The organism is Priestia sp. TSO9, from assembly GCF_021029645.1.
In the GTDB taxonomy this organism is placed as follows: Bacteria; Bacillota; Bacilli; order Bacillales; family Bacillaceae_H; genus Priestia; species Priestia megaterium_E.
The window spans coordinates 13,062-38,743 of the sequence record NZ_JAJEKD010000010.1 but is presented as its reverse complement, the minus strand read 5'-3'; the positions used below and the strand labels follow the sequence as shown (position 1 = coordinate 38,743).

Below are 25,682 nucleotides of genomic sequence, written 5' to 3'. Positions count from 1 at the left end.
TTTCCTCATGCAACCGACAAACTCGTTACCAAGAATGCCGTTTTGGATGGAGATCATCTTCGCGTCTAGATAAGTAGCGTTAGCTACACTGTAAGAAAGCGACTTCTTGTCGCACCATAATACCTCTTTCCGGAATACACACAAAAAAAAGAACCCTTGGTAGGCAAGGATTCCGATGAGGTTACGATTTCTGCTTTATGCAGCTTTTTATACATCTTTGACACACTAACGTTTAGGAGCACAACCAAAGAGATGTTGATGTATAAAAAGACCACCTTTTATACATATGTAGAGCACATCGGAAATAGTATGAATATTAAAAATATGTTATAGTCGGGTTGTTCATTCTCGGATACGTTTGAACGACCCCTTATGTGAAAGCAACCTCGCTTGCCAATGCCGAGGTTGCTCTTTTATTTTGTTAACGATAATAATTACTTTAACATCTTGTAATAGATTTAAATATCTTATCCGTAAAAGTATATCTTTTTAGAAAAATTCGCGTCGAAATAAAAGAAATAACTGTTAAATAATCATTGATATTCTGTGATTTAGAAGCGTAATACTTTGTAGAAAAAAGTTTCATTTGTCGACACGGAGTAAAATCAATAACACTACTTTTAATAAAATACGTTTAGTTTCACTTAATGATATGACGAAAAGTAAACTACACATAATCAGCTTTTTTAAAGGGGGGGAAGAAAGACCGATATTAAAAATCAACAATTCCTAGAGACTATTGATTATTTGCTTTCCTCAATTTTAAGTATGTATATGTACTTAACGTGATGGCTACCATTACTATACAAGTAAGAGGAAATAGAATTGTATTAACAAAATGATCATAAAACCAGGTATACATGAAAACCACCTCAAATAGTGTAAATTCACCCTGATAAGCCTTGTCTTATAGGGGTTTAACAGATTGTAAGAACCACCTCATCTTCGAAGGAAATAATGCAAATAAACCTTTTATGACCTCTGTTTCTTTCTATTTTTCAAGAAAGCAACAAGAAGAAGCAGAGAAGGAATAATCCCGAGGATAGGCATATGCAGAATAAACATTTCTACCTTTAGTCCTTCATGTAGATGTTCTTGAACATTGCTGGCAATCGTGCTAGCCATAAATAGAATAACGAAGCCCAAAGGGTATGAAAGGCGTGAAGGTGATTTAATCTTAAATAAGTTAGCCGTACCTATGACAGCTGCATATAACAACACACTAATCTTAATGAAACCACCGATAACTAAAGCAAGCATAAAAAATACATCAAGACGTTCCAAAAAGTCAGCTACCTGGATGCTTTGTACGGTACTAAGAAGAGGAAATTGTGAACGTGCAGTCAAATCAACCCCAAGTACACTAATGTTAATAAGCATGGTAATAGTTAAGTTGATTCCACTTAGTCCTGTTGCACATAACATCGTCATTTTTGCCTTTTTTTGGTTTTTTAAATAGGGTAAAATCATTGTAAATACCATCGCTTCTGCAAACGGGAAATAGATAGCTTGAGTAAATGCAACTTTCAGGACGGGGAATACACCCTCCTCAAGTACTGGCTGTAAGTTTGTAAACTTGATTAAACCTGAACATACGATGAGAATAAATCCCATGATGGCAAAAATATATATAAATATAAAAAGGATCTCTCCTGAGCGAGCTACAACCTCGATTCCTTTTCGAATCGTATAAATAACGACAAGCATTAATAAAGTATGTGCAATGAATAAAGGAGTCTCAGGGTAGGCGGAGGTTAACAACATCGCGCCAAAATCACGGAGAACCCTTGCTGCATCATACATAAAATAAAGGATGTAGACAAAGGCAAGTACCGTTCCAATCCCTTTACCCATGATTTTTTGCATGTACTCGGTAGGCAGGAGATCCGGGTAATAAGAATGCAGCTTATTATAGACTAGAAATAGAACAAAACTTCCTACCATCCCAAGCAGAATCGCAAGCCAGGCATCTTGTTTTACATCCATTGCAATAGGTACCAATAAAGAACTACCTAGTTCAAACAAAACCATTAGAATAAATAATTGACTGGCACTAATTTTTGCCTTCTCCATTCCACTGGAACCTCCTTTCTAATTTTATTTAAATTAATCTTTTGCTTTCTCGACCTTTCATAACGTACAATCTTTTAAACGTTATGTAATAGATAGCAGATTTACTTTAAGGTTAATTCTAGGCTAAAAGTATTCTTTCTACGGGTAAGAACTTTACTGGAGAGCTTAACAAGAATGACAATATTACATATGAAAATTAGCTAGTTAAATGTGTTTTCCTCATGCTTCTTCCTGTTTTTAAAGAAAGCTACAAGAAGAAGCAAAGGAGGAATAATCCCAAGAAGAGGAATGTGTATAGTGAACATTGCCACCTTCAGCCCTTCATAGTTATGTTCTTGAAGGTTACTCGCAATGGTAATAGATAAAAAGAGAATGATTAGCCCTAAAGGATACGATAACCTTGAAGGTGATTTAACCTTGAATAAATTTGCTGTACCTATGACAGCTGCATAAAATAACAAGCAGATTTTAAAGAAGATAGTGATAATTGAAGCAAGCATAAAAAATACATCAAGCCTTTCTAAAAAATTAGCTACTTGGATGCTCTGAATTGTGCTAAGAAGTGGGTATTGTGAACGTGCAGTTAAATCAACACCAAGTACACAGACATTAATAAGCATGGTAATAATTAAATTGATTCCACTTAACCCTGTTGCACATAGCATGGTCACCTTTGCCTTCTTAGGATTATTTAAATACGGCAAAATCATGGTAAATACAATGACTTCTGTAAATGGAAAATACAAGGTTTGAGTAAATACCACTTTTAGGACAGGGAATAAACCTTCTTCTAAAATGGGTTGTAAATTTTTAATCTCAATTAAGCCAGAAGATATAATTAAGATAAAGCCACCAACGGCAAGGACATACATGAAAATAAAAAGCAGTTCTCCTGATCGAGCGATGACCTCAATCCCTTTTCTAATGGTATAAATAATGACAAGCATTAATAATGCATTGGCAATGAATAAAGGTGTGTCAGGATAGGCAAAAGTTAACAGCATTTCACCAAAATCACGTAGAACCCTTGAGGCATCGTACATAAAATAAAGAATGTAAACAAAAGCCAGTACGGTACCTAATACTTTCCCTAAGATCTTTTGGATATATTCTGTAGGCAAAAGGTCAGGATAATAGGTATAAAGCTTGTGGTAGATTAACAATAGAACGAAACTGAATACCATTCCAAGGAGAATTGCAAGCCAAGCGTCTTGTTTTGCATCTATCGCAAGAGGTACCAGTAAAGCACTACCCAGCTCGAACAGAACCATTAAGATAAAGAGCTGACTAGAACTAATCTTAGCTTTTTCCATTCAATTGCGACCTCCTTTTTGGTTTTATTAAAGCGTCCTTCTGCTTTTTTGAATGGTTATTTAACTTTCTATCACTTTCGAACGTTATGTAATAAAGATGAGATTTGTTCTAAAGGTAACTCTAGTGTAGAGAGAATCTTTCTACGGGTAATTACCTTATTAGGAAATGAGGCTATAAAGACAATATTCTATATGAAAACTAGCTAGTCAAACATGGTTTCCCCCATGCTTCTTCCTTTTTTGTAAGAAAGCTATAAAAAGAAGGATAGGGGGAATTATTGTGAATAGAGGAATATGCAGAATAAACTTGGCTATATATAATCCTTCATGGAGATGTTCTTGGAAATTACTCGCAATCGTGATAGATAAAAATAGAATAACAATACCTAAAGGATACGCTAACATTGAAGGTGACTTAACTTTGAATAAGTTAGCTGTTCCTATGGTGGCTGCATAAAATAATATGGTAACCTTAAAAAAAATCCCAATCACCATAGCAAGCATAAAAAATACATCAAGTCGTTCTAAAAAATCAGCTACTTGGATGCTCGCGACTGTACTAAGAAGTGGAAATTCGGAACGCGCAGTTAGATTAACTCCAAGCACGCTAATATTAATGAGCATGATAATAACCAAATTGATTCCACTTAATCCAGTTGCACATAGCATGGTCACCTTTGCTTTCTTAGAATCATTTAAATACGGCAAAATCATGGTAAACACAATCGCTTCAGTGAACGGAAAATATAACGTTTCAGCCAATGCAACCTTTACCGATGATAGTAACCCTTCTTCCAAAACAGGTTGTAAATTTTTAAAATCAATTAACCCAGAAGATATAATTAAGATAAAGCCACCAACGGCAAGGACATACATAAAAATAAAAAGCAGTTCTCCTGATCGAGCGATGACCTCAATTCCTTTTCTAATGGTGTAAATAATGACAAGCATTAATAATGCATTGGCAATGAATAAAGGCGTGTCAGGATAGGAAAAAGTTAACAACATTTCACCAAAATCACGTAGAACTCTTGAGGCATCGTACATAAAGTAAAGAATGTAAACAAAGGCAAGTACAGTACCCATCACTTTACCTAAAATTTTTTGCATATATTCTGTAGGCAAAAGGTCAGGATAATAGGTATAAAGTTTATGATAAACTAAAAATAAAACAAAACTTCCTAACATGCCGAGCAGAATCGCAAGCCAGGCATCCTGTTTAGCTCTGATGGCGAGAGGTACCAGTAAAGCACTCCCAAGCTCAAACAGGACCATTAAAATAAAGAGCTGACTGGCACTGATTTTTGCTTTCTCCATTTAACTGGCACCTCCTTCTCCTTACTTTTGATTCTCTTTTACTCCTGAAAGAAACGATTTATTTCGTAAGCCAGCTCGACGTACATAGGCTTCCACTGTGATATCTACATCTAACTTTGGAAAGTAGACATCATTCCATTCTGTTTTTAATTTTTTAAATTGATTTGGTCTAGTACGGTGAACTACTTCGCCAAATCCTAAAATATCCGTTTTGTTTTTTTGGGCACGTTCAATAGCTGTCTTTAGCTCTTTTTTAATTTCTTTCCTCACGGATTGTTCGATTTTTGTAATGACCTTTGGATTGGTGATATCAACAGGTACCTCCATGTCACCGATATCTCCTTCAACACGTGTATGAACAGAAATATGAGGTTTGCCATTCTTCACTTGAGCAGACACACTTGTTTTTTGTCGTACGGTTTGATAAGCAATAGCTTCTTTCTTTCCTGCCCAATCAATATTAATATTCGTTCCTTGGATTTTATTGAGAATCCATACCGTTCCTCTTGCTGGTTTTCCATACAGCCAATCCACTAGCTTTCCTTGTTTTAAGACAGCAATTCCGGAAGCTCGAAGCGTTGCCTCGGGTTCACTTTCCTGAAGGTTATCTAGCTTTTGTGCTTGCTGGGGATTACCAACTAGACGAAATCCTGATACGACAGTTCCTCTTCCAGGGGACTCAATGCTCTTCATCACTTCTTGGAGTGATGTTTTTACATTCTCTCCCCATTTTCTTTCCGTAAATTCTAAGGTTTTTAGCACTTTATTCGCTGGAATTTTATCAACTGGCGTTAATGTTTTGACAAGGTCAGCTGCGGTCGAGTTTTTCGCAATCACAAGAGTGGAAGTATTTCGAAATTCCGGATCCCGATCTAAACCATCGATTAACGTATTAAGTCCTTCTTTTCTGGCCAGTCTTTCTCCAACTACGACTAAGTTTGTATGAGCATAATACAATCGTCGAGAGATTCTGCCTGAAGCCCGTCTACTTGCTTCTACTATATTATCCCCTGAAGCCGAATAGATGGTAATAGGAGGGCTTTGACTGCCTCCTCCTCCTTGCATACCTCCTGCCACGTTTCCTGGATTAATAATTTGAAGTGTTAAGTGAAATCTTCCATCTTTCGTTTCGTCGATACCCATGGCTGATACAATAGCAAGATCCGTTAATTCTTTTTTACTCCAGCAACTTGTGAGCAAGAGCGTCATTGCCATCATTAATAAAAGAAAAAAACCTTTACGCTTCATTGTTGTTACCTTCTTCAAAATCTCGATTCACCATACCTCGAGATGCAGGAGGGTGTGGGTGTTGATTTGTCCCTTCTCGAACCGTATTAGCAGTAATTAATCGTGGTCTTTGTCTCAGTGTCCACCATGGTAATCTCACAACCGTATCAGCATTGTTTACAGGGATGAAGGGAGCAAATGGAGCCATGTAGGGTACTCCAAATGATCGTAAGCCGCATAGATGGACAACCATCAATAAAAGGCACAAAATGATGCCATAGAAACCAAATGTTGCTGCACCAATCATAAACAAAAAACGGATTAAACGAGCTGAAATCGCCATATCAAAAGAAGGTGTGGCAAAACTAGCAATGGCTGTGATTGATACAATGATAACCATTGCTGGTGACACAATACTTGCTTGAACGGCTGCTTGACCAATTACAAGGGCGCCGACAATGGATACTGCTGAACCAATAGCTTTAGGTAAGCGTATCCCTGCTTCGCGTAAGATTTCAAAGGTTATTTCCATAAGCACAGCTTCCACAAATGCCGGAAAAGGGACGGACTCCCTCTGTGCCGCAATCGCTACAATGAGCGTGGTTGGCACCATTTCCTGATGGAAGGTTGTCACCGCGACATAGGTAGCAGGCGCGATTAGCGAAATCATAAACATAAAAATACGTAAAAGACGAATTGAGGTTGCAATGTCAAAACGAGCATAATAATCTTCAGCCGATTGGAAGAATTGCATGAACACAGCTGGCGCAATCAGCACAAATGGGGTTCCATCCACAAATATAGCAATTCGCCCTTCTAACAGGTTCCCTGCTACCACGTCAGGTCTTTCCGTGTTGTATATAGTTGGAAAAGGAGTCAATGTTTGATCCTCTATTAGTTGTTCAATATATCCTGATTCCAAAATACTGTCGATATCAATTCGATTTAATCGCTGACGAATTTCTTTGACGACTTTATCATTGGCAATGCCATGTACGTACATAAGCGTCACATCTGTCTTTGTTACACGCCCAACTTTTAAAGACTCCATCCATAAATCTGGGGTCTTAATGATGCGGCGTACCATAGCTGTGTTGGTCCCAAGAGACTCTGTAAATGCTCCTTTTGGTCCTCGCACTACCATTTGGGTAGTAGATTCCGCAATGGAACGCTTCTCTCCACCTTTGGTACTAGCACTCAGTGCCTGATCTACTCCATCCACTAAAATAAGAGTATCTCCTGCCATTAAAGATGCAAATAAATCATCCAAGTTAGTGATTGAAGATATGTTTCCAATTGTCATTATATCTTTAGAAAGCAGGTCTATCGCATTTTGCTGATTTATTACTTCTTTATGATCATCCTTCATCATAGATTGCAGTAGATACTCTTGAATCGACTGATTGTCTACAATTCCTTCTACATAGACAATCGCTGTTTTAATGTCAGAATCCCCCCCCATTTTTATCTCACGAATAACGACATCTGAACTATTTCCGGTTTTCTGCTTAATCATGTTAAGGTTACCTGATAATGAAACCTGTATCCGTTCTATTTGATGATCAGTAGTTTGATTCTCGTTACCCTGTGGCCGTTTCTTTTTTGGTTTGCGATCTTTAAAAAACGAAGGCATAGATTTAAGCACCCTTCTTTCAGTTTTTATTACTTTAACCATATAAGAGTTTTTTATGTAAAAATTAACAATAAATATTTATGTATCATCATAGAAGAAAGGGAAGAACCTATTATATGGAGCGTGATAGATATGAAAATCATAGGTATTAGCCTTTTAATGATGGGATGTTTAATGGGCTTTTCTTTAGGTATTGATATTGTTCAAGGATTTGATGTTTCTCAGGCGTTGTACAACGCCGTGAGTCCATTTAGGGTAATGGAAGTCGCTGAATTATTTGTACTCTTTTTTCTTCTTTTTCTTTTTTTTGCTGAATCTTTATATCTTTTTATGAAGAAGAAAAATCAAAGCAAGTAACAATATACTCATCAATTATCATTTTTAAAAATAGGAAATGGACATAATGGTAATTTAGTTCAGGCTACCCGTTTCAATCAGTTCTTTCATTAATTAAGATTCATATAAAATAATTCATCGTCTGTGTTATTTAGTTGTTCATTTATCCATTTCCTTACATTATTCATTCTGGAATCAAAAGCCATTTGAAAGAGACCAGTTAACTGAAAATCGGTAAAATGACTTCTCTTTAATTGGAGAAAAGCCTCCTGATAGGAAGAGAAATGAAGCTGTTTGAATAAGAAATCATCCATTGCCTCTCGAATATATTCTTCATTTTTCCAACAATTCATGGGAACATGAGCAAATTGCCAAGGCCTAAAGACACTAGGATAAATCGCTTCAACTATTTGAAAAGGGGAATAGCCTAAAAGCGTAAAGGCGCCACCTAAACCATGTTGTCTAAAAAAATTAAAATTAACTCGAAAGGGTATTTCTTCCATAGGAATCTTCATTTTTTCCTCTATTACATATCTTACTGCCTCAATAGCTCTTCTCTTTCCTTCTTCTCCCTCCCAATATTTATCAGGAGTTTGTTGGAATTGCCAAGGTTTAAATTTTCCTGGATAGGCATTATCAATGACTTCATAATAATTCCATCCATATAGCATAGCAGGGGGTCTGAGACGATGAGACCATAATGTATTGGCACCTACTTGAAAAGGGATTTTATCGATGGGGATTGATAAGTGTTGCTCAAGTAAATAGCATGTCATATAGCGCATATATTTTTTTCCTTCCTTACCTACAAAGAAATAATTAGGAAATCTTTTTCTTCTCTTTTCTAGAACATCTTGATAAACTTCAATGACTTGTTCTCTATTCACTATCGAAAGCCCCTTTTGAGAAAGTATATTTTTATTATTATGTATAATAATGGGATTTATATACGAATGGAGCTGAATCTGATAAGATACATAATAAAAAGAAAAGCTACTTATCCTTTATCAGTAGCTTTTCTTTTTATTATGTAAATAGGGATAAGGTAATTGATAAAGGAAAATATATACTCGTGCATATTGGTTCTTGAAACCCAACTCCAACGAGTCCACCACTCTTTCTAAGCTGCGAATTTTTTGTGTTTAAAACAAAAAATGTAATCGTTTTCTAATTTGATTTGTTGTAAAATAAAAAAGGCATGTTAATTGGAGATTTTTCGAAATGTCATCTTAACTCATTGAGCCTATTCCCACATCAAAGCACCAGGGAATAGGTTTTTTTATGCAATTATGGATATAGTATTTAAACCTATATTTAAAGTGGAATTATTTGTATAAATTTAACAATAACACAAAATATATAGTTCATAAAAGTATATCTTTACGAACAAAAATGAAATTCAATTAGCGAACGCTTTTCAGTGTTCGAAAAAGTATAAAAACACTGTACGAACGACTTTATATTGACACACCACTTTTACGAACGTTTTTAAATAATATCATCTCATATATAGGTGGTTTTAAGTTTGAAATGGAAGGTTCAATCAGTTAATAATCTGAGTAAAACCCTCTTCGTATCATTCGAAGAGGGTTTTTTGTTTCTTCTATTTAGTTCTCATTGCTTTCTTTCAATGCTTTTTCTCTCGCTTTCACAGAAAAATAGGTATTGATCCAAGCTGTAACCGGAATAATGAGAGCTACTCCAATCCCCGCAAAGAAAATGGTCATCATTTCCGCACCAAAGATTTTGGAGTTCACGATCGCACCGATGGAATAATGTAAATCCTTAAACCAGATGAGAAGTGCGAGATAGCCTCCAAAAAAGGCAAAGAACAGCGTGTTCGTATCAGTGCCAAGAATATCCTTTCCTATTCTCATTCCGGACAAGAATAAGTCTTTTCTGCTGATTGAAGGGTGATGCTTCATTGTTTCGCCCATTGATGAAGTGATTGATATGGCAACCTCTGTAATCGCACCGATTGTACTGATGATCATGACAGAAGCTCCTATTTTAACAAAATCAATGCCTACAAAAAGGGAGAAGACAGCAAGCTCTTCAGTCTCTTCTTCACCATACCCTTGAATCATAGATACGTTCACGATCACCTCAATTAATACAATCAAAAGAACAATCGTGACAATTGTAGAAAGAAAAGCAGTTCCTGTTTTTCGATCTACGTTATTAATGAAAAAGAGATTAATACAACTAATGATTGCACACGAAATTAAAGTGATGATGACTGGATTCATTTGCGGGCCGAGCATAAGAAAAATGGTAAACATAAGCACACCAAAGTTCAAAAACAAGGATATAAAAGAGCGCATTCCTCTATATCCGCCAATTACAATCATTAAAACAAGTAGGATCAGTGACAGGATGACTAATGCATTCATATTCTTTTCCTCTTTTGGTTAATAAAATAGATAGATGTGTACACGGCGATTGGGATGGTTAGCATAATGCCAATTCCTCCTGCCAGTGCACGTGCAATCTCTAAGGAAAGGTTCATGGAAAGGGTAAACCCTAATGGTGAAGCATTCTTTAAATACAAAATCATGGACGGAATGGATCCCGCCGCATAAACAAAAAACAAGATGTTGGTTAATGCGCCCATGACGTCTCTCCCAATGTCCATTCCTGATTTTCGAAGTACCGTTAAGCTTATCTTTTCATTCTTTTCATAAAGCCCAAAGAGGGAAGAGGAAATGGTGATTGAAACATCCATGACCGCCCCTAATGATCCAATCAACAAGCCAGCCATAAAGACAATTTCATACGGTCGAGTCAAAAATTGCATTCCTTCATATCTTAATCCGTTTCCATTTGTAAAATGGACCACGGCATACATAACTCCTAACGTTAGGAAGATGCCCAGCAGTGTGGATGTGATCGAAGCGTACGTCATTTCATTTACACCATTGAGGAGCAGCAACGAAATGACTGTAAACAAGATGACCAATATACTGCAGATGAAAACTAAGCTTTTGTATGAACTGTTCACGTAAATATCCAATGCGAAGGACATCAGAGCAGCATTAACCAACAAGCTGATCAAGGCAAGGAATCCCCGTTCCTTACCGACAAAAAGGAGCGTGAAGATGAAAAGCCATCCGACAAGCAGAACGTACTTGTCTCGCTTGGCATTCTTAATGGATCCGGTTAAGTGCTTTTCTTTTGAATGCTTATCAATTATAACGAAGATTTGATTACCGGGTTTATACTTTTGATCATAAGCGCCAGATGAGGAGTATTCATTTTCTAAATGAATAACTTTCCCTTTGTCTTTGCCGTTTTTTATTTCGGCTTTGATACTTTGTTTATAGGTTTGGTCCTTATTGTTATGCTGATCGGTCACTTTCTCTTTACTTTGCAAATGGGTGCTCAACACTTCAGCTATCGGCTGCTTGTAGAATGAGCTATTATGATTCACAAAAATGATGGAGAGGACAAAACAAAACACGATAAGGGAATAAACCACCCATTGTTTTATAGACATCTTTTTCAATTTATTAATGATCATTTTAATCTCGAATTCCTCCGTTCGGAAGGGGTCTGTTCTATATTCATCAGAATTGTTATAGCTTATATTTACTTAGTGAAAAAAGAGAGAACAATGCATTGTATCATGGATAAAGGATTGAAACAAAATTTCCTAAGGTTGATAGCTTAAAAAAGGAGAAAATACATATGAAAAAAGGTAAGGCACTTGCCCTAGTATCTGCTTTTGGATTATTAATTACGGGAGGAGTAGCTGAAGCATCTACTACATATGAATCATATTCTAAAAAGATTCCTGCATTTAATGGTAGTGCGTATACAGGGTACCAAGGGATGACTGGTTACGACACCACATCGGAAACTATTGATAAAACACAATTAAACTAAAAAAGAGAAGGTTTTTAACCTTCTCTTTTTCTATATCATCTATATTTAAATACTCTTTTTCATCCCGCACTCTCGACATTCACGTAGAAAAATGGCACCTTTTATAGAACTTTTGAAGTAAGATGAATTGCAGTTATCGCATTGGACACTAACTTTATTCGGAAATTCAGCATAGTCATAAACTTTATCAAGGATAATTTTTTGCTAATCTTTCTCTTCTATATAGTCAGAAAGCAGTCTTTGAATAGTTAAAGTACTGCTTTTTTACTTCATTCTATAATGAAGCTAACTCTTTCTTCTTCGTTCACATGTGAAAAATAATTTCAGATCTGTATAGCAGAAAGGAATTCGTAGAAAAGCTGTTAGGATTTATTTCCTTTAAATATGATCTTTCTTTTCTCCTGTTTAATCCGTTTTAACCGTAGTTCTATCTTTTTATCTAACGCTCTATACAGTATTTCGCTAATTGCACATATCAAAAATAAGATTAGAGTAATAATTGCAGCCTTTGGTACATGAAAATAGAAACAAAGTACGACTACAAGTAGGGACATAGCGTAAATAGAGTTGGTTACCCATCTTCTACTTCTATGAGCTTCTAGGTTTCTCTCAAGTAATTCTTTTTGTCCTTCTTCTTTTTTTGTATCTTTTAAATGATGGTATGTAGAATTCATTGCTTTTCTCCCACATGAAAACTAATTGTAAATTATCTCTGCATTAAATATCCTATATGTTTCAATTAAGGAAAAATATGAAGTTTTTCCTTTTTCATATTATATACGAACAAATGTTCTTTTTCAATAAAAACTCTAAAGTTTTCCCGAATATGGATATTGCCTCTACTTCATCTTTCTACATTTTATAATTTAGGGGTCATTTACATAGTCATCCGTATCAAGTTTTAAATAGAAACCCACTGGGTACATGATATACACAATAAGGATGGAATTAAATGTGAAAAGAAGTTTTCGTTTAATTAAAATTTAAGGGGAAGGGAAAATGGGAACGAGAAAACGAGTTGCAGGGGCTTTTCATTCGGAGCAAGAAGTGATACATGAAATTAAGGGGTTAAAACATCAGGGGTATCGTGAAACAGACATATTAGTAATAGCAAAGGATAGCAATAATACTTTACAGTTAGGGACTGAAACGAATGTAATGATAGAAGCTGGAACACCAGCTGTAAGTTCGTTGGCAGGTGTGATGATGGACAGCTTTCTTACCATGATGACAGGTGGAATGATTTCTACTATCCAAGCTGGTGGCCTAACTTCAAAACTTGTCGGAATGGGGATTCAAAGCTTTACTGCAAAACAGTGTGAAATGGGTGTAAAGGAAGGGAAAATCCTTGTCCTAATTGATGTGGATGAAACTCAAACAATTCCTTCACATACTACGGTTAGGGAGTCGCCATACGAGACAGAGGGGCATAGGTCAGTGCAACTTCGTGAAGAGCAGCTTAATGTAAGGAAAGAGCGAGGTCAGACTGGGGAAATAAACCTTCGTAAGGAAATTGTAGAAGAACTACGAACTATCCAGGTTCCAGTTATGCGTGAGGAAGTCTACGTAGAACGTCGCCCGGTCATAGACGGTCAGTATGATGGTAGCCCATTGACAGAGAACGAGATCATTCGTATTCCTATTATGGAGGAGCGAGTTGAAGTAACCAAGAGGCCTGTAGTTGTGGAAGAAGTCATCATTGGTAAGCGTAAAATTCAAGAGATTAAAGAGATGAAGGATACTGTTCTAAAGGAAGAAGCAAAAATTGAACAGTCAGAACTTCCCGTGATTCCTGAACTTGCTGACTCTGAAATCTATCAAAACATGGATAATCACGTAGATCAAAGTTACCAAGAAGTTGCTGCCGCAATTGCCTCTGATGCTCCAAAAGAGGAAAAAGTTAAACTTTCACCCAACAAGAAACAAGAAGCTCAACTTAAAGTGACAACTTCTCCTGTTATTAAAGAAATTGAAGAGGTTGCAACCCCAGTAAACAACCAGAAACCAGAAAGTCAAACTAAAGATACAGATATTACGACTTCTGAAAAAAGAAAAAACAATGAGAAATTAACAAACGAGCAAAAGAAATAAGTATATCTCCTCTATGGTTTATAGCAGAGAGAATAATTAGGGATATTTAAGGAAGGGCTGCCTAGCTGTATTGGCAGCTTTTTTTATTTCTCTTTAAATTAACATAAGTAATGTTTCTAAAATCAAAAAAGCATTAAAATAACTTATTAAAATGAGCATAAACAGGCAATAAAATAAAAGAAATGACTTTCATTACTGGGGGTCATTTCTTTTATTCCTAAAAGTCCTGGAGATTGTATCAAATTCCAACAGGTATTCTCACTAAACTCTAGAAATATTACTTATCAAAATAATTTATAAATATTTCCAATTCCAATAGAAGCAGGTGATTAAATGGAACGAAAGAAGTTTATTGAATACATTGATAAGTTACTAGAACAATCTGATGCGTGGAGAAAGGATGCGGAGAAAAGGGAAGACTGGAACAGTGCATGTTTTTACCAAGGTGAGGTCAAAGCCTATGAGAGAGTAAAGAGATTGGTTAATCAGCAGTTACATGTATAAATAAAAATTACAACCCTAACTCAGAAATGAGAAGGGTTTGCTTTACTTCCTTTTCTAGTTTACATAAGACATATTCTAGGAACCAATTTATTTCAGGAGAAAGGGGGCCTTTTATGGTCCAATATAATAGTAAGTGCATAGAGTTAGTTTATAGATAGAGTAAAATCGTTTGAGTGTCTTAGACTGCGCTTTTTTATATCTCAATTTGTTAAGAATACTTTTGAAATTGAGATATAAACAATTTAAATTTGTATTAAAACCCACAATTTTGCCTGTCTACTCATAGAAATAAAAAGAAACTATACAGCAGCAGGTGATCATTAGATGTTTATAAAATATATGCTCTTCTTTATATGTTGGAACGTGGCTTAGTCGCGTATATTTTTCATCAACTGAATGGGAGATCTAAAGTTGTATCAAAAATTGAAGTAGAACGTAATGAGAATCACTGGCAGCATAACGAATTGTATCTTCTAGGTCCTAAAAAGAAGTAAACAAAGGTAAATAAAAAAGAGAAGATTTTAACCTTCTCTTTTTACCACATATATTCTACAGTTTTAAAGTTAATTATTTAATTAACAACAGCTGTTATCCATTCCTACCAAAACAAATCCTGCACCTTGAGGACCTTCTTGAACATCAAGTGTAAGCCCTTGAGTTGTAGATAGTACTGTATTTTCAATAGCTACTTGAATACCGTTAATTTCTTGGACTGTATCATCCTCAGTAGGTTCGTCTAATGATAAACCGACTTGAGGTCCACAGCATCCAGCACCTTCAGAGTAAAAACGAATGCCTTTAGCTCCTTGTTCAGCGAATACATCTTCTAACATCTTTTTAGCTCCATCTGTGATATTCATCTAATCTCTCCCTATCTTCAATTATATTTATTGGTTAAGCTTCTGGAAATAAACGTTGAAGTGAAGCTTTCATTTCAGGTTTTACATTAATTTTAGCACGAGCTGCTTTTGCTTTTTCTTCGGCTTCTGCAATGGAATCAGCTTCTCCAAGTGCTAACAGAGTTCCAATTGCAATCGTACCAGTACGATTACTTCCTCCTGCACAATGGAAGTAAATCTTCTTCTCTTCCTTGTACGATTTTATTACTTCATTAATTGCATTTTCAATAGATTCATCTTGGTTTTCTGCATCATCTACAATTGGCGTATGAACACGTACTTCTGGAGCATCATGTTCTAATGATTCTGCACGTAAGTCATAAATCACATCTACTTTATCATTTTTCATTATTTCTTTTACATCAGCTGCACCACCAATAAAAATACGATTGTCAATTAATGATTGATAATTTTTGTTATTCATGTTGTCCACCTCTATAATTTTAATGTCTGAATCATTATTAAAACAGGTTACTTCCCACTTTGAATTATTGAATATACTCTTTGACTTTTTCGTAACCGATTTTCTCTTCTGGTTGCCAGGGAATAATAGCACAATTAGATGTTAATTCGTTCTTTATTTTCTTAATCCATGCTTTTTCAGCTTGTGATCTTCCCTTTAAAATAGCATCCTTTGTATCTGTTGCGTACAAACTTTGGTTGATAACCCACCATTTTGGCGTAATTTCAGCACGTTTCAAGTCTTCCTGAAGACGATTCGCTTCTAATACTGGCGTTGCTTCTGCAAGAGTTACAATAACTACACTCGTTTCTTTTGGATTACGTAAACGTGGCAGTAACGTTTTAACGCTTTCTGGAACCTCTCCTGTAGCTTTTTCCAATTCTTTATGATAAGACTCGCTAGCATCAAGTAAAAGCAACGTATGACCAGTTGGTGCTGTATCAATGACTACAATTTCATCATTTGACTTAGCTACCACATCCGCAAAAGCTCGAAACACAGCAATTTCTTCTGTACATGGTGAATTTAAGTCTTCTTGAATATAAGCAATGCCATCTTCATCAAGTTCCTCACTAGCTTTTGTAAGTACTTCTTTTTTATAAGCATCTACTTCAGCTTTAGGGTCAATTCGACTGATGCTTAGTAATTCCTTTGCTCCACTATTACTAAAAATAAAATCTAAATGGGCTGCAGGATCTGTGGTAGTTAAATGAACACGATGGCCTTTTTCAACTAGTCCTACTGCAATGGCAGATGCTACTGTTGTTTTACCAACACCGCCTTTACCCATTGTGAAAATAACTTTTGTTCCATTTTTAGAGAAGTCTTCTACAACATCTTTAAACTCGGATAACTTTTCTGGAGAAAGCTCTACATTTTTAATTTCGGTTTCTGGTAATGTCTCTGATTTAAACAAACGACGTAAATGATTAATACCCGTTAAAGGGTAAGATACGTAAGGCACTGAATACATAACCATTTGTTGAAGTTCTTCTGGCACTTTCTTTAATGATTCTTGTTGTCGAGTATAAAAAGCAGTAGATATTTCATCGCCTTGTACATATTGACTCATTAACCCATTCACAATTAAGTTTTGATTTAAAATGCCAATATCTTTTAATTCTTTTGAAGCTCTATTTGCCTCTTCTAGAGAAGAAACATCGGGCCGAGCCACTAACATTAAAGTCGTCTGATCCGGATTTGATAAAGCTTCTACCGTTTTTGCGTATAAACCTCTCTTTTCATCTAGACCTGATAAAGGCCCTAAACAAGAAGCTCCATGTGTACTTTCATCTAAGAAACCAGTCCATGCACTAGGCAATTGTAACAAGCGAAGTGTATGCCCTGTTGGCGCTGTATCAAAAAGAATATAATCAAACTGGTTGACCATTTCTTCATTAGCAAGTAAATTTGTAAACTCATCAAATGCAGCAATCTCTACCGTACAAGCTCCAGATAATTGTTCTTCCATAGTAGAAACAACAGCATCAGGGAGTTTTCCACGATAAGGTCCTACGACTTTCTCACGGTATGTTTTTGCTGCTTCTTCAGGGTCCAGGTTACAAGCATATAAATTTTTCACCATCGGTATCTCAATTGGCTCGTTTCTCAAGTCAATTTCAAATACATCTTGTAAATTTGAAGCAGGATCTGTACTAACAATCAGTACTTTATGACCGTTATCTGCTAACGAAACAGCTACAGCACATGCTATGGATGTTTTGCCAACACCGCCTTTACCTGTAAAAAATAAAAAGGGTGTTTGAACCATTTTTTCGGGTTGAAAAGATTTGAACATTTCTTTTACCTCCCTATTTTGGATTATTAATATTTAATTTGATCGACATGCGTGGTTTTTCGCTCTTTAATTCTTCAGTTTTAACACCAAACCATTCAGCAAATTCTTCATTGGTTGGGTAGCTTCCAGTTTTCTCTACTTCACCATCCACTAATACCACTGGTAAAGCATCTGGACCTTTACTCATAAGAATCTTATTAACTGCTACTTGATCAACGAACTTATTTGGTTCGCTTGTTAAGTTATAACGTGTAATATCGAACCCTTTTTTCTCCAAGGAGAATACAGCTGAAGCCACCCTTGTTAATTCAGGATCAACACTAGGACCACAAACACCTGTTGAACAACACATAGCTGGATCAAAAATCTCTACTTTCTTCATAATTTCATCTCCCTTTATGTAGACTATACCTTTTTAAAAGTAGTTTATAATAATATACTTATATAAAAGATAAAGGATATGCCGAGAGAAACTCTCCCGGCTATTTAATTTTAATGATTATTTACCTGTTTCAGCAAAACGGTGAATACGCTCTCCGATTTCATCACGTACACGTTGGAAGAATGCCCATTTCTCTTCATCTGTTCCTTCTGCTTTTGCTGGATCATCAAATCCCCAGTGTTCACGTTTTACATGAGGAGGCGTTACTGGGCAGTGATCTGCTGCGTGACCACATAACGTGACGACTAAATCCGCATTATTTAAAATTTCAGGATCAATAACATCAGATGTTTGATTCGAAATATCAATGCCTGCTTCTTTCATCGCTTTGACAGCATTGGGGTTTAGCCCATGTGCTTCCAGACCTGCACTGCGTACATCCCATTCTTCATTATTTAGATGTTTTTTTGCCCAACCTTCTGCCATTTGGCTACGGCAAGAGTTACCTGTACATAAGAAATAAAGTGTTTTTTTAGACATGTGTCAAATCTCCTTTAGAAATGTTATGAAATAATAAGTAACCAAATATATAAACCAACAAGTGTAATAAACAGTGTTGGAATGGTTAAAATGATACCTGTTTTGAAATAGGTTCCCCATGAGATTTTCACGCCTTTTGTAGAAAGAACATGAAGCCATAAGAGTGTGGCAAGAGAACCGATTGGCGTGATTTTCGGACCTAAATCTGATCCAATAACATTGGCGTAAATAAGTGCTTCTTTAATCGTTCCTGTTGTATGTGTTGCGTCTATCGCAAGGGCATCAATCATAACGGTTGGCATATTGTTCATGATGGATGAAAGAATGGCTGCAATAAATCCCATGCCAATGGTTGCTGCAAACAGGCCTTGATCGGCTGTTGCTTGAATCACATCGGCTAGCACTTCTGTTAGACCAACATTACGTAAACCGTATACCACGACATACATACCGATGGAGAAAAAGACAATGGCCCACGGTGCTCCTTTTAATACTGTTTTTGTTTCCACTGCTGGACTTGTTCTTGCTATTCCTAAGAAGAAAACAGCAATAATTCCTGCAATGAGAGATACCGGAATATCGAAAAATTCACCAACAAAGTAACCAAGGACTAGAATAACGAGTACTATCCCAGATAATCGGAACATCTTTTCATCTTTAATCGCATCGACTGGTTTCTGTAAATCCGCAACATTGTACTTCTTAGGAATACTTTTGCGGAAGTATAGATATAAAACAATAATGCTTGAGAAGAGTGCGAACAAATCTGGCACAATCATACGTGATGCAAACTCAGAAAATCGAATACCAAAAAAATCAGCTGATACGATATTAACTAAGTTACTAACCACAAGTGGTAATGACGTTGTATCTGCAATAAATCCACTTGCAATTATAAATGGAAAGACCATTTTATCTTCAAACTTTAATGCGCGAACCATTGCCAGTACAATCGGCGTTAAAATTAAGGCTGCTCCATCATTCGCAAATAAGGCTGCAACAACGGCTCCAAGTAGCGAAACATATACAAACATACGAACACCATTGCCACCTGCAGCTCTTGCCATATGCAATGCTGCCCATTCAAAGAAACCAATTTCATCTAAAATTAAGGAAATAATAATAACTGCGATAAATGTGAGGGTCGCATTCCATACGATGCTTGTTACATCCAGAACATCTTGAAAATCAACGACTCCTGCCAGCAAAGCCAGGACGGCTCCCCCACAGGCTGACCAACCTATAGATAGGTTTTTAGGTTGCCAAATAACAAAAACTAATGTCACTAAAAAGATCAGTGACGCCAGGACAACTGATGTCAATTTTTAAACCTCCAATTACTCACAACAACTAATACGTAAGCCTTGTTTTTCTAATTCAGTTAAACGTTCATCTTGACTTGGTAATGAAGCAAGCAAACTGATTATAAAATCGTGATTTTCATGTGCTTCGTTAAGAGAATAAAAAACCCATTGTCCTTTTCGTTTTTCCTTCACTAAACCAATATCTTTTAACTTGCGTAAATGCTGACTAATGGATGGCTGACTAGCCTTGTAGATTTCTACTAATTCGCAAACACAGCATTCATTTGTTTGTAAAAGCTTCATCATTGATAGGCGCGTTTTATCACCCAACAATTTTAGAATTTGAGCTGCTTTTTCAATTTCAACTACTGTTTTCACACCCACGTACATACACCTCCTAGTTAACTAGAATTAATATATAATAATTTGCTTATATGTTTATGTGTATTAATATACTTGCTTTTTAAAACATTTACAACCCTTTTGATTAAATAAGTTAGATCAGTCCCATCTTGTTATCATGCACCCATCTAACTGTTCACTTATATATAAAGAAATTTATGTAATAATTAACCTTCACATCAACTTCTACTTATATGTGAAAAATCCCCCAAGATTATTCCTTAGAGGATTTTACGAATTATTTAAGGATTTTCTCCATTGCCATCACATCTACATGCTGATCGTCTAATATTCCTTGTTCATAAAAAACGCCAACTTCTCGAAACCCCAAACTACGGTATAGTTTCTGACCTGCTTCATTAAAAGGAAAAGTCGAGAGAACTAGCTTATGAAAATTATTTTTCTTTGCGATAATTTCTAAGGTGTGCAATAAAGCTTTTCCAATCCCCTTTCCTCGACTCTCACGTTGAATATAGACGGATACATCAGCTACGCCATTATATGCACAACGATGAGAATAGGGATTTAAAGAAGCCCATCCGACTATTTCTCCTTCTCTTTCGGCCACAATAACCTCATACCGATCATTGCGATGATACAACCATTCTTTTATGTAAGGTAAATCCTTTACATCTTCCTCTAAAGTAGCAATTCTGTCTTCAATTCCTTCGTTATAAATACTTAAAACTTGTGGTAAATCCTCTTCTTTCATGATTCGAACATTCATAAAACTCCCCCTATCTTAAGTCTTTAATTATTATATCGATTTTTTTTGATGTATTAATTGATTTCTGTAATTTTTTTGATATGATTAATACATCAAGAAATTTTGATTCATTCAATGTGAGGTTAAAATATGAGAATTAACAATTCAGGAAACCTATCTGTAGAGTATTTTCATGCTTATTTCCGATTAGTCGTCAATACACAAAATATAGACAAAAACGAAGCTAAAACCCTTATATTCAAACGTTTTTTTCATGATGATCCAATGTTACGCGGAAAAACTACGTATACAAATTTTGAAAAAGCATACAATACATTTACCTATTAAATCAAAAAAAGTTGATTAAGGAGAAGAGTAATGGATACAGTAAAAGATATGAAGCAAACATTTGAACAATACGAACAAAAGTTTAAAGCTCTTGCGGATCAAAAAAGACTAGAAATTATGCATGAGCTTTGTCAACGAGGTCAAACATGTGTGTGTGATTTAACTGAATTCTTTGGTATATCCCAGTCAAAACTATCCTATCACTTGAAGATTTTATTGGATGCTAACTTGATTACAAAAGAAAAAAAGGGAACTTGGAATTACTATGATCTAAACAACGAAGAGCTAAATCATTTATTATCTGAGGAGCTACGTTGTTTATTTAAAAATGAAAAAGGATAATTTTATCCTTATTTTTTACCGAATATATCAATTTTTTTTGATTTAACGTAGTGCTTATATTACTAAGGAGGAATTTTAAGTGAAATATGTTCATGTAGGAATTAACGTAACGAATTTAGACCAATCGATTAAGTTCTATCAAAAGGTATTTGGCATAAAACCTGAGAAGATAAAAGAAGACTATGCGAAATTTCTATTAGATGAACCAGGACTTAACTTTACTCTAAACGTACGTGATGAGGTAAACGGGAACCAAGTCAACCACTTTGGATTCCAAGTTAATGATGCAGAAGAAGTAATTGCTCATAAAGAACGATTAGCGAAAGAAGGATTCTTTGCTCGTGAGGAGATGGATACAACTTGTTGTTATGCTGTTCAAGATAAATTTTGGGTAACAGATCCGGACGGAAATGAATGGGAATTCTTTTACACTAAAGCAAATAGTGATGTTCATAAAATTAGCTCCAATGTAGGGCCAAATGAAAAAGCCCCTAAAACTTGTTGTTAAATGAAAAGCCTGCCTCTTCAAGGAGACAGGCTTTTTTTGAATCTCTAACATGTTCTTCTACTTCGGAAATCGTATAAAGATATAATAGCTGTTAAAGGAGTAACTTTAGAATATAGTAGAAGACCATTGCAATAATCCCGGCTCCTGGTAAAGTAACTACCCATGATAGAATAATTTCTTTAATAACTCCGAAATTCATTGCTTTTCGTCCATTCTTTAATCCAGCTCCAATAATAGAAGAAGTACTTACGTGGGTTGTAGAAGCTGGTAATCCAAATTGACTCGATGCCATAACTAATGAGGTGGTAGTGAACACTGCTGATAAGGAGCTATTTTCATCTAATTTGGTCACTTTTTTTGCTAACAACTCTGTGACTGGCAGCCCTTTAATTAAGCTCCCTAGGCTCATTGCTACCGTGACTAAAATGAAGAATGAAAATGGTAAGGTATTGCTTTGTTCTGAGGAACCATTTAACACTGAGACTAGTAAAGCAATTGCTACAATTTTTGGCGTATCATTGACTGATCGAACAAAACAAATTAAGCCACTAGATATCCACGCAATACCTTTTCCTACTTGTGGATTAATTTTAATTTTGTCTATAAATAAATTAAGTAACCAAGCTATACATAAACCTAATACAGGACTAAGAAGTAATGGTAAAACAAATTTACTTCCAAGATTGCCCCATAAAACACTAGATACCCCCTGTGAAATACATGCAACTAGAATGACTGCTCCGATAATGGCATGAGTTGTAGAAACAGGTAACGAGAATTTAGTGGCAAGTGCTACCCAAAGAGTTGCTCCTAAAGCCATAGCTAAAGCCATAATGCCTGTAAGTTGATAGTCTGGATTCATTAAACCTGCAGTAAATAAACCAACTAATTTAGAAGCAAGAAAAAAGGAACATACTCCTCCAATTGCTGTCATGATAACACCATATATAATAGCTGTTAACGCACTCGCATAGCCAGAAGCTACTAACGAGGACACACCTTTAGAGACATCGTTTCCTCCATTTTCTGCAGCTAACCATGCGACAACACATAACCCTATAAACGTTAAAAAGGAACTTGTAGGAACAATATTCATTAGTGCAAAGAAGCTTGTCGTTACAATTGAGATGATTAAGCCTGTTAGAGGGCTCGTTCCAAAATTTAATTTCTTTCTTATCCTTGGTTGAATTACTATATCTTCACTTATCTTTTGATTTTGCATCTCTTTCTTCAATCCCCTTCATTATGATATAGTCTGTTACCTTTGAAGAATTTTATCTCTCTATTTAGAAGCCAATGTTTTATTTATATATAGGTCTTATTATGAATAAGGAGCCAGCAAGCTGGCTCCTTATCGCTTAGTTAATTTCTTTTATTACTAATTCTAGATGAGGTTTAGTTGCAAAGCTTATTAAGTTCCCGTTTACAACTACAGCTGGTGTTACATATTTAAGGATTGTATCCTCGCTTATATGCTGAAATCCTCTTTGTTTAATTAATTCGCTGAGTTTTTTCTGAGCCATTACGCGATCCATTGAAATATCATAATTATAAAGATGCACATTTACCGATTTATCAAAGTGCTCTTTTAATTGATCTTTTAATTCAAGGCTTTCTTCATAAAAGCTTTGACTATCTTCACAGCAATCAGTTTCTACTTCCAAGTTAGAATCTGTATCACAACAATCTCCTTGAACATTTGGTACACTTGGGAAAATTTCGATTAAATCGCTTGATTTCATTTATATCTCCTCCTTACATTACTTCGTATAAACGATGAACTGGTTTTGGTGGTAATGGACTAAAGCACTCATTGTATGTTTCAGTCCAATTCGTTCTAAATTCTTGATTTAAAGCTCCAATGGCATCTGCTACAACTAGATTTAAGATGGCTGGAGATGCTTCAATACGGATATTTAAAACAACTCTTAGTTGTTTTGCATTTTTGACATTTTCCTCCGTAAACGTTGGTTCATCGCCTGTATGAACCATACTCGCCTTTACATATCCATTTTCAAGTCCTACATGTACTTTTAAATGTGCAATGGCCATTTTTTCTCTTATAAAGTGGGCATTTAATTTATCTAGGAAGCTTTTAGCCCACTGACGTGGATCTACGTCTTGATCAGAGTTTAAATCACCCAAAATATTCATCCAAGCTAATTGAGCTTCTCCCTCTGCATAGCGTTCGTAATCGATATCAAGTACTTTATCTCCACCTAAATCTGTTGTTAACCAAGTTTCTGTCAGAACATCAAGGTTATCTCCTCTTTCTGCGGAAATTGTTTGAATGACCGTTTGTGGATAACGTTGTTGTAAATAGTTATATAATTTTTCAACTTCCTCAGAAGAATAGCGATCTAATTTGTTTAACGTAATGATATCTGCTTCAGCCAACTGTTTTTCAAAGATATAGCTGACTGATTGTGAAAAAGAAGGTCTTGTTTCATCTGTGGCATTTAACTCATGCATTAATCTAGCTGGATCTACAACAATTGTTAAAGGCGCAGTCTTAAACTGCTCTGAATAATACTGTTTTAAAGGCTGGATTACAGTAGCAGCTAAATCTGTACAACTTCCTACAGCTTCTGCAATGATGACATCTGGTTGTTTTTCCTCTAATAAACCAGTTAAATTCTCATATAAGTCTTCAAATTGACAGCAGAAACAACCGCCTGTTACTTCTTTTGTATCTAAACCATTTTTGCGAGCTAGCTCAGTATCAATTAACTCTTTCCCTTGGTCATTTGTTACAATGGCTACACGATAACCTTGCTCCTCAAGTTTTAAAGCAGAATTAATCATTGTAGTTGTCTTACCAGCTCCTAAAAATCCTCCAAGTAACACTAATTTTGCAGTTTTCATTTTCATTCCCCCTGATTATTTACTCTTCTTCATGAAGTATTTTATAAATGAAGGCAGCGCTAATGGCACCTAATACAGTGGCTATTAGGTAGATCCATAGCGTACTAACTGTACCTGATACGATTGCAGGTCCAAATGATCGAGCAGGATTCATTGAGGCCCCACTAATTGGACCACCAAACATGGCTTCTAAAGCTACAGTTGCTCCTATTGCCATGCCAGCAAATGCTTTGACGGCTTTACCATGTACAGCTGATGTTAAAATCACCATCATGAGTACAAATGTCATAACGAATTCTAAAATAAAGCTTTGGGTCCAAGAACCACTAGGCAGAGTAGCTCCCAAGTTCGCTACGTCCCCAAACATAAGTAATAACGTGAGGCTTGAGGCGGAAGCTGCGATTAATTGAGTGAAAAGGTATAGTGTAGCTTCTCTTTTGTTGATTTCACCAAGAAATAGAAAAGCGAGTGTGACTGCTGGATTGAAGTGAGCTCCTGAGATATGTCCAAATGAATAAATTAAAGCCAATACAACCAAACCAAATGTGAAGGCTACTCCAACATGAGTTAGACTCTTTGTAAGGGAGTCGACGACAATTGCTCCTGTCCCTGCAAAAACAAGAAAATAGGTTCCAATAAACTCTGCTATCAGTTTCTTCTTTGTTTCTGCGTAAGGGTCTATCTTTGGCAAGACATGCGTTTGGCCAACAGGAGCTGTTACCATAGATTTCTCAGCCACTAGTTAT

28 protein-coding genes are annotated in these 25,682 nt (G+C 35.9%); 6 read left to right on the top strand and 22 right to left on the bottom strand.

From position 1 onward, the window contains the following. Nucleotides 1–972: 972 nt before the first annotated feature. From LJC66_RS07695 to LJC66_RS07675, 5 genes are all read right to left on the bottom strand, one after another. Entirely contained in the window at nucleotides 973–2,073 is a 1,101-nt protein-coding gene (locus LJC66_RS07695) for a GerAB/ArcD/ProY family transporter (protein WP_230932202.1), read from the bottom strand. A 200-nt stretch (nucleotides 2,074–2,273) separates the two neighbouring features. Beyond that, nucleotides 2,274–3,386, bottom strand: a complete 1,113-nt coding sequence (locus LJC66_RS07690) for a GerAB/ArcD/ProY family transporter (protein ID WP_230932201.1) — start codon at nucleotides 3,384–3,386, stop codon at nucleotides 2,274–2,276. A 207-nt stretch (nucleotides 3,387–3,593) separates the two neighbouring features. After that, nucleotides 3,594–4,703 carry a GerAB/ArcD/ProY family transporter gene (locus LJC66_RS07685; protein WP_230932200.1) on the bottom strand — a complete coding sequence of 370 codons (1,110 nt, stop codon included), beginning with the start codon at nucleotides 4,701–4,703 and terminating at the stop codon, nucleotides 3,594–3,596. 21 nt (nucleotides 4,704–4,724) lie between these two features. Then, nucleotides 4,725–5,951 (bottom strand): Ger(x)C family spore germination protein, encoded by a 1,227-nt coding sequence (locus LJC66_RS07680; protein ID WP_230932199.1) that lies wholly within the window; start codon nucleotides 5,949–5,951, stop codon nucleotides 4,725–4,727. Further along, nucleotides 5,941–7,563, bottom strand: a complete 1,623-nt coding sequence (locus tag LJC66_RS07675) for a spore germination protein (protein WP_230932198.1) — start codon at nucleotides 7,561–7,563, stop codon at nucleotides 5,941–5,943. The genes LJC66_RS07680 and LJC66_RS07675 overlap by 11 nt, the downstream gene beginning before the upstream one ends. Before the next feature lie 132 nt (nucleotides 7,564–7,695). Between LJC66_RS07675 and LJC66_RS07670 the strand changes: the two genes are divergently transcribed. Beyond that, nucleotides 7,696–7,920 (top strand): YczF family membrane protein, encoded by a 225-nt coding sequence (locus tag LJC66_RS07670; RefSeq protein ID WP_098334763.1) that lies wholly within the window; start codon nucleotides 7,696–7,698, stop codon nucleotides 7,918–7,920. 89 nt (nucleotides 7,921–8,009) lie between these two features. Here the strand turns inward: LJC66_RS07670 and LJC66_RS07665 are convergent, their stop codons facing one another. From LJC66_RS07665 to LJC66_RS07655, 3 genes are all read right to left on the bottom strand, one after another. Continuing rightward, nucleotides 8,010–8,786, bottom strand: coding sequence for a DUF4046 domain-containing protein (locus LJC66_RS07665; RefSeq protein WP_144635477.1), 777 nt, complete (start codon nucleotides 8,784–8,786; stop codon nucleotides 8,010–8,012). 720 nt (nucleotides 8,787–9,506) lie between these two features. After that, nucleotides 9,507–10,292, bottom strand: a complete 786-nt coding sequence (locus LJC66_RS07660; protein ID WP_230932197.1) for a YibE/F family protein — start codon at nucleotides 10,290–10,292, stop codon at nucleotides 9,507–9,509. After that, nucleotides 10,289–11,425: a YibE/F family protein gene (locus LJC66_RS07655; protein WP_372586396.1), complete on the bottom strand. Its 1,137-nt coding sequence runs from the start codon at nucleotides 11,423–11,425 to the stop codon at nucleotides 10,289–10,291. Before LJC66_RS07655 ends, LJC66_RS07660 begins: the two co-directional genes overlap by 4 nt. A 161-nt stretch (nucleotides 11,426–11,586) precedes the next feature. Between LJC66_RS07655 and LJC66_RS07650 the strand changes: the two genes are divergently transcribed. Next, the gene (locus LJC66_RS07650; RefSeq protein WP_230932195.1) at nucleotides 11,587–11,784 is read left to right on the top strand and encodes a hypothetical protein; all 198 of its coding nucleotides are present in this window, start codon (nucleotides 11,587–11,589) and stop codon (nucleotides 11,782–11,784) included. Between the two features lie 45 nt (nucleotides 11,785–11,829). On the opposite strand, the gene LJC66_RS28085 is transcribed toward LJC66_RS07650, so the two are convergent. Next, nucleotides 11,830–11,982, bottom strand: coding sequence for a DUF8096 family protein (locus LJC66_RS28085; RefSeq protein ID WP_483879672.1), 153 nt, complete (start codon nucleotides 11,980–11,982; stop codon nucleotides 11,830–11,832). A 164-nt stretch (nucleotides 11,983–12,146) separates the two neighbouring features. Next, the gene (locus LJC66_RS07645) at nucleotides 12,147–12,458 is read right to left on the bottom strand and encodes a hypothetical protein (RefSeq protein WP_230932194.1); all 312 of its coding nucleotides are present in this window, start codon (nucleotides 12,456–12,458) and stop codon (nucleotides 12,147–12,149) included. 325 nt (nucleotides 12,459–12,783) lie between these two features. Between LJC66_RS07645 and LJC66_RS07640 the strand changes: the two genes are divergently transcribed. Next, nucleotides 12,784–13,875, top strand: a complete 1,092-nt coding sequence (locus LJC66_RS07640; RefSeq protein WP_230932193.1) for a YsnF/AvaK domain-containing protein — start codon at nucleotides 12,784–12,786, stop codon at nucleotides 13,873–13,875. A 333-nt stretch (nucleotides 13,876–14,208) separates the two neighbouring features. After that, entirely contained in the window at nucleotides 14,209–14,379 is a 171-nt protein-coding gene (locus tag LJC66_RS07635; protein WP_165574757.1) for a hypothetical protein, read from the top strand. Between the two features lie 575 nt (nucleotides 14,380–14,954). Here LJC66_RS07635 and LJC66_RS07630 read toward each other — a convergent pair. From LJC66_RS07630 to LJC66_RS07595, 8 genes are all read right to left on the bottom strand, one after another. Beyond that, on the bottom strand, nucleotides 14,955–15,239 hold the full coding sequence (locus tag LJC66_RS07630) for a HesB/IscA family protein (RefSeq protein ID WP_047751966.1): 285 nt from the start codon (nucleotides 15,237–15,239) through the stop codon (nucleotides 14,955–14,957). A 34-nt stretch (nucleotides 15,240–15,273) separates the two neighbouring features. Next, nucleotides 15,274–15,702, bottom strand: coding sequence for a protein-tyrosine phosphatase family protein (locus LJC66_RS07625; RefSeq protein WP_230932192.1), 429 nt, complete (start codon nucleotides 15,700–15,702; stop codon nucleotides 15,274–15,276). 64 nt (nucleotides 15,703–15,766) lie between these two features. Beyond that, nucleotides 15,767–17,539, bottom strand: a complete 1,773-nt coding sequence (gene arsA, locus LJC66_RS07620) for an arsenical pump-driving ATPase (RefSeq protein WP_230932191.1) — start codon at nucleotides 17,537–17,539, stop codon at nucleotides 15,767–15,769. Between the two features lie 13 nt (nucleotides 17,540–17,552). Then, nucleotides 17,553–17,921, bottom strand: a complete 369-nt coding sequence (arsD, locus tag LJC66_RS07615; RefSeq protein WP_230932190.1) for an arsenite efflux transporter metallochaperone ArsD — start codon at nucleotides 17,919–17,921, stop codon at nucleotides 17,553–17,555. A gap of 117 nt (nucleotides 17,922–18,038) precedes the next feature. After that, a complete protein-coding gene (gene arsC, locus LJC66_RS07610; protein ID WP_047751970.1) occupies nucleotides 18,039–18,461 on the bottom strand; it encodes an arsenate reductase (thioredoxin) in 423 nt (140 codons plus the stop codon). A gap of 23 nt (nucleotides 18,462–18,484) precedes the next feature. Beyond that, nucleotides 18,485–19,783, bottom strand: coding sequence for an arsenical efflux pump membrane protein ArsB (locus tag LJC66_RS07605; RefSeq protein WP_047751971.1), 1,299 nt, complete (start codon nucleotides 19,781–19,783; stop codon nucleotides 18,485–18,487). A gap of 15 nt (nucleotides 19,784–19,798) precedes the next feature. After that, complete coding sequence (locus LJC66_RS07600; protein ID WP_230932189.1) at nucleotides 19,799–20,149, bottom strand: ArsR/SmtB family transcription factor; 351 nt, start codon at nucleotides 20,147–20,149, stop codon at nucleotides 19,799–19,801. Nucleotides 20,150–20,405: 256 nt separating this feature from the next. Then, complete coding sequence (locus tag LJC66_RS07595; RefSeq protein ID WP_195694660.1) at nucleotides 20,406–20,894, bottom strand: arsinothricin resistance N-acetyltransferase ArsN1 family A; 489 nt, start codon at nucleotides 20,892–20,894, stop codon at nucleotides 20,406–20,408. A 375-nt stretch (nucleotides 20,895–21,269) separates the two neighbouring features. Here LJC66_RS07595 and LJC66_RS07590 point away from each other — a divergent pair, with 375 nt between their 5' ends. Together LJC66_RS07590 and LJC66_RS07585 are read left to right on the top strand one after the other, a co-directional pair. After that, complete coding sequence (locus LJC66_RS07590; protein WP_195697079.1) at nucleotides 21,270–21,563, top strand: ArsR/SmtB family transcription factor; 294 nt, start codon at nucleotides 21,270–21,272, stop codon at nucleotides 21,561–21,563. A 79-nt stretch (nucleotides 21,564–21,642) separates the two neighbouring features. Next, a complete protein-coding gene (locus LJC66_RS07585; protein ID WP_230932188.1) occupies nucleotides 21,643–22,071 on the top strand; it encodes an ArsI/CadI family heavy metal resistance metalloenzyme in 429 nt (142 codons plus the stop codon). A gap of 91 nt (nucleotides 22,072–22,162) precedes the next feature. Here LJC66_RS07585 and LJC66_RS07580 read toward each other — a convergent pair whose 3' ends face one another. The 4 genes from LJC66_RS07580 to LJC66_RS07565 all read right to left on the bottom strand — a co-directional run bounded on the left by LJC66_RS07580 (nucleotide 22,163) and on the right by LJC66_RS07565 (nucleotide 25,675). Continuing rightward, complete coding sequence (locus tag LJC66_RS07580; protein ID WP_230932187.1) at nucleotides 22,163–23,167, bottom strand: inorganic phosphate transporter; 1,005 nt, start codon at nucleotides 23,165–23,167, stop codon at nucleotides 22,163–22,165. Between the two features lie 262 nt (nucleotides 23,168–23,429). Next, entirely contained in the window at nucleotides 23,430–23,813 is a 384-nt protein-coding gene (gene vcpD, locus LJC66_RS07575) for an ArsD-related vicinal cysteine protein VcpD (RefSeq protein ID WP_230932186.1), read from the bottom strand. Between the two features lie 13 nt (nucleotides 23,814–23,826). Further along, a complete protein-coding gene (locus LJC66_RS07570) occupies nucleotides 23,827–24,936 on the bottom strand; it encodes a GTP-binding protein (RefSeq protein ID WP_116516813.1) in 1,110 nt (369 codons plus the stop codon). A gap of 19 nt (nucleotides 24,937–24,955) precedes the next feature. Then, the gene (locus LJC66_RS07565; RefSeq protein ID WP_230932185.1) at nucleotides 24,956–25,675 is read right to left on the bottom strand and encodes an aquaporin; all 720 of its coding nucleotides are present in this window, start codon (nucleotides 25,673–25,675) and stop codon (nucleotides 24,956–24,958) included. Nucleotides 25,676–25,682 lie beyond the last annotated feature (7 nt).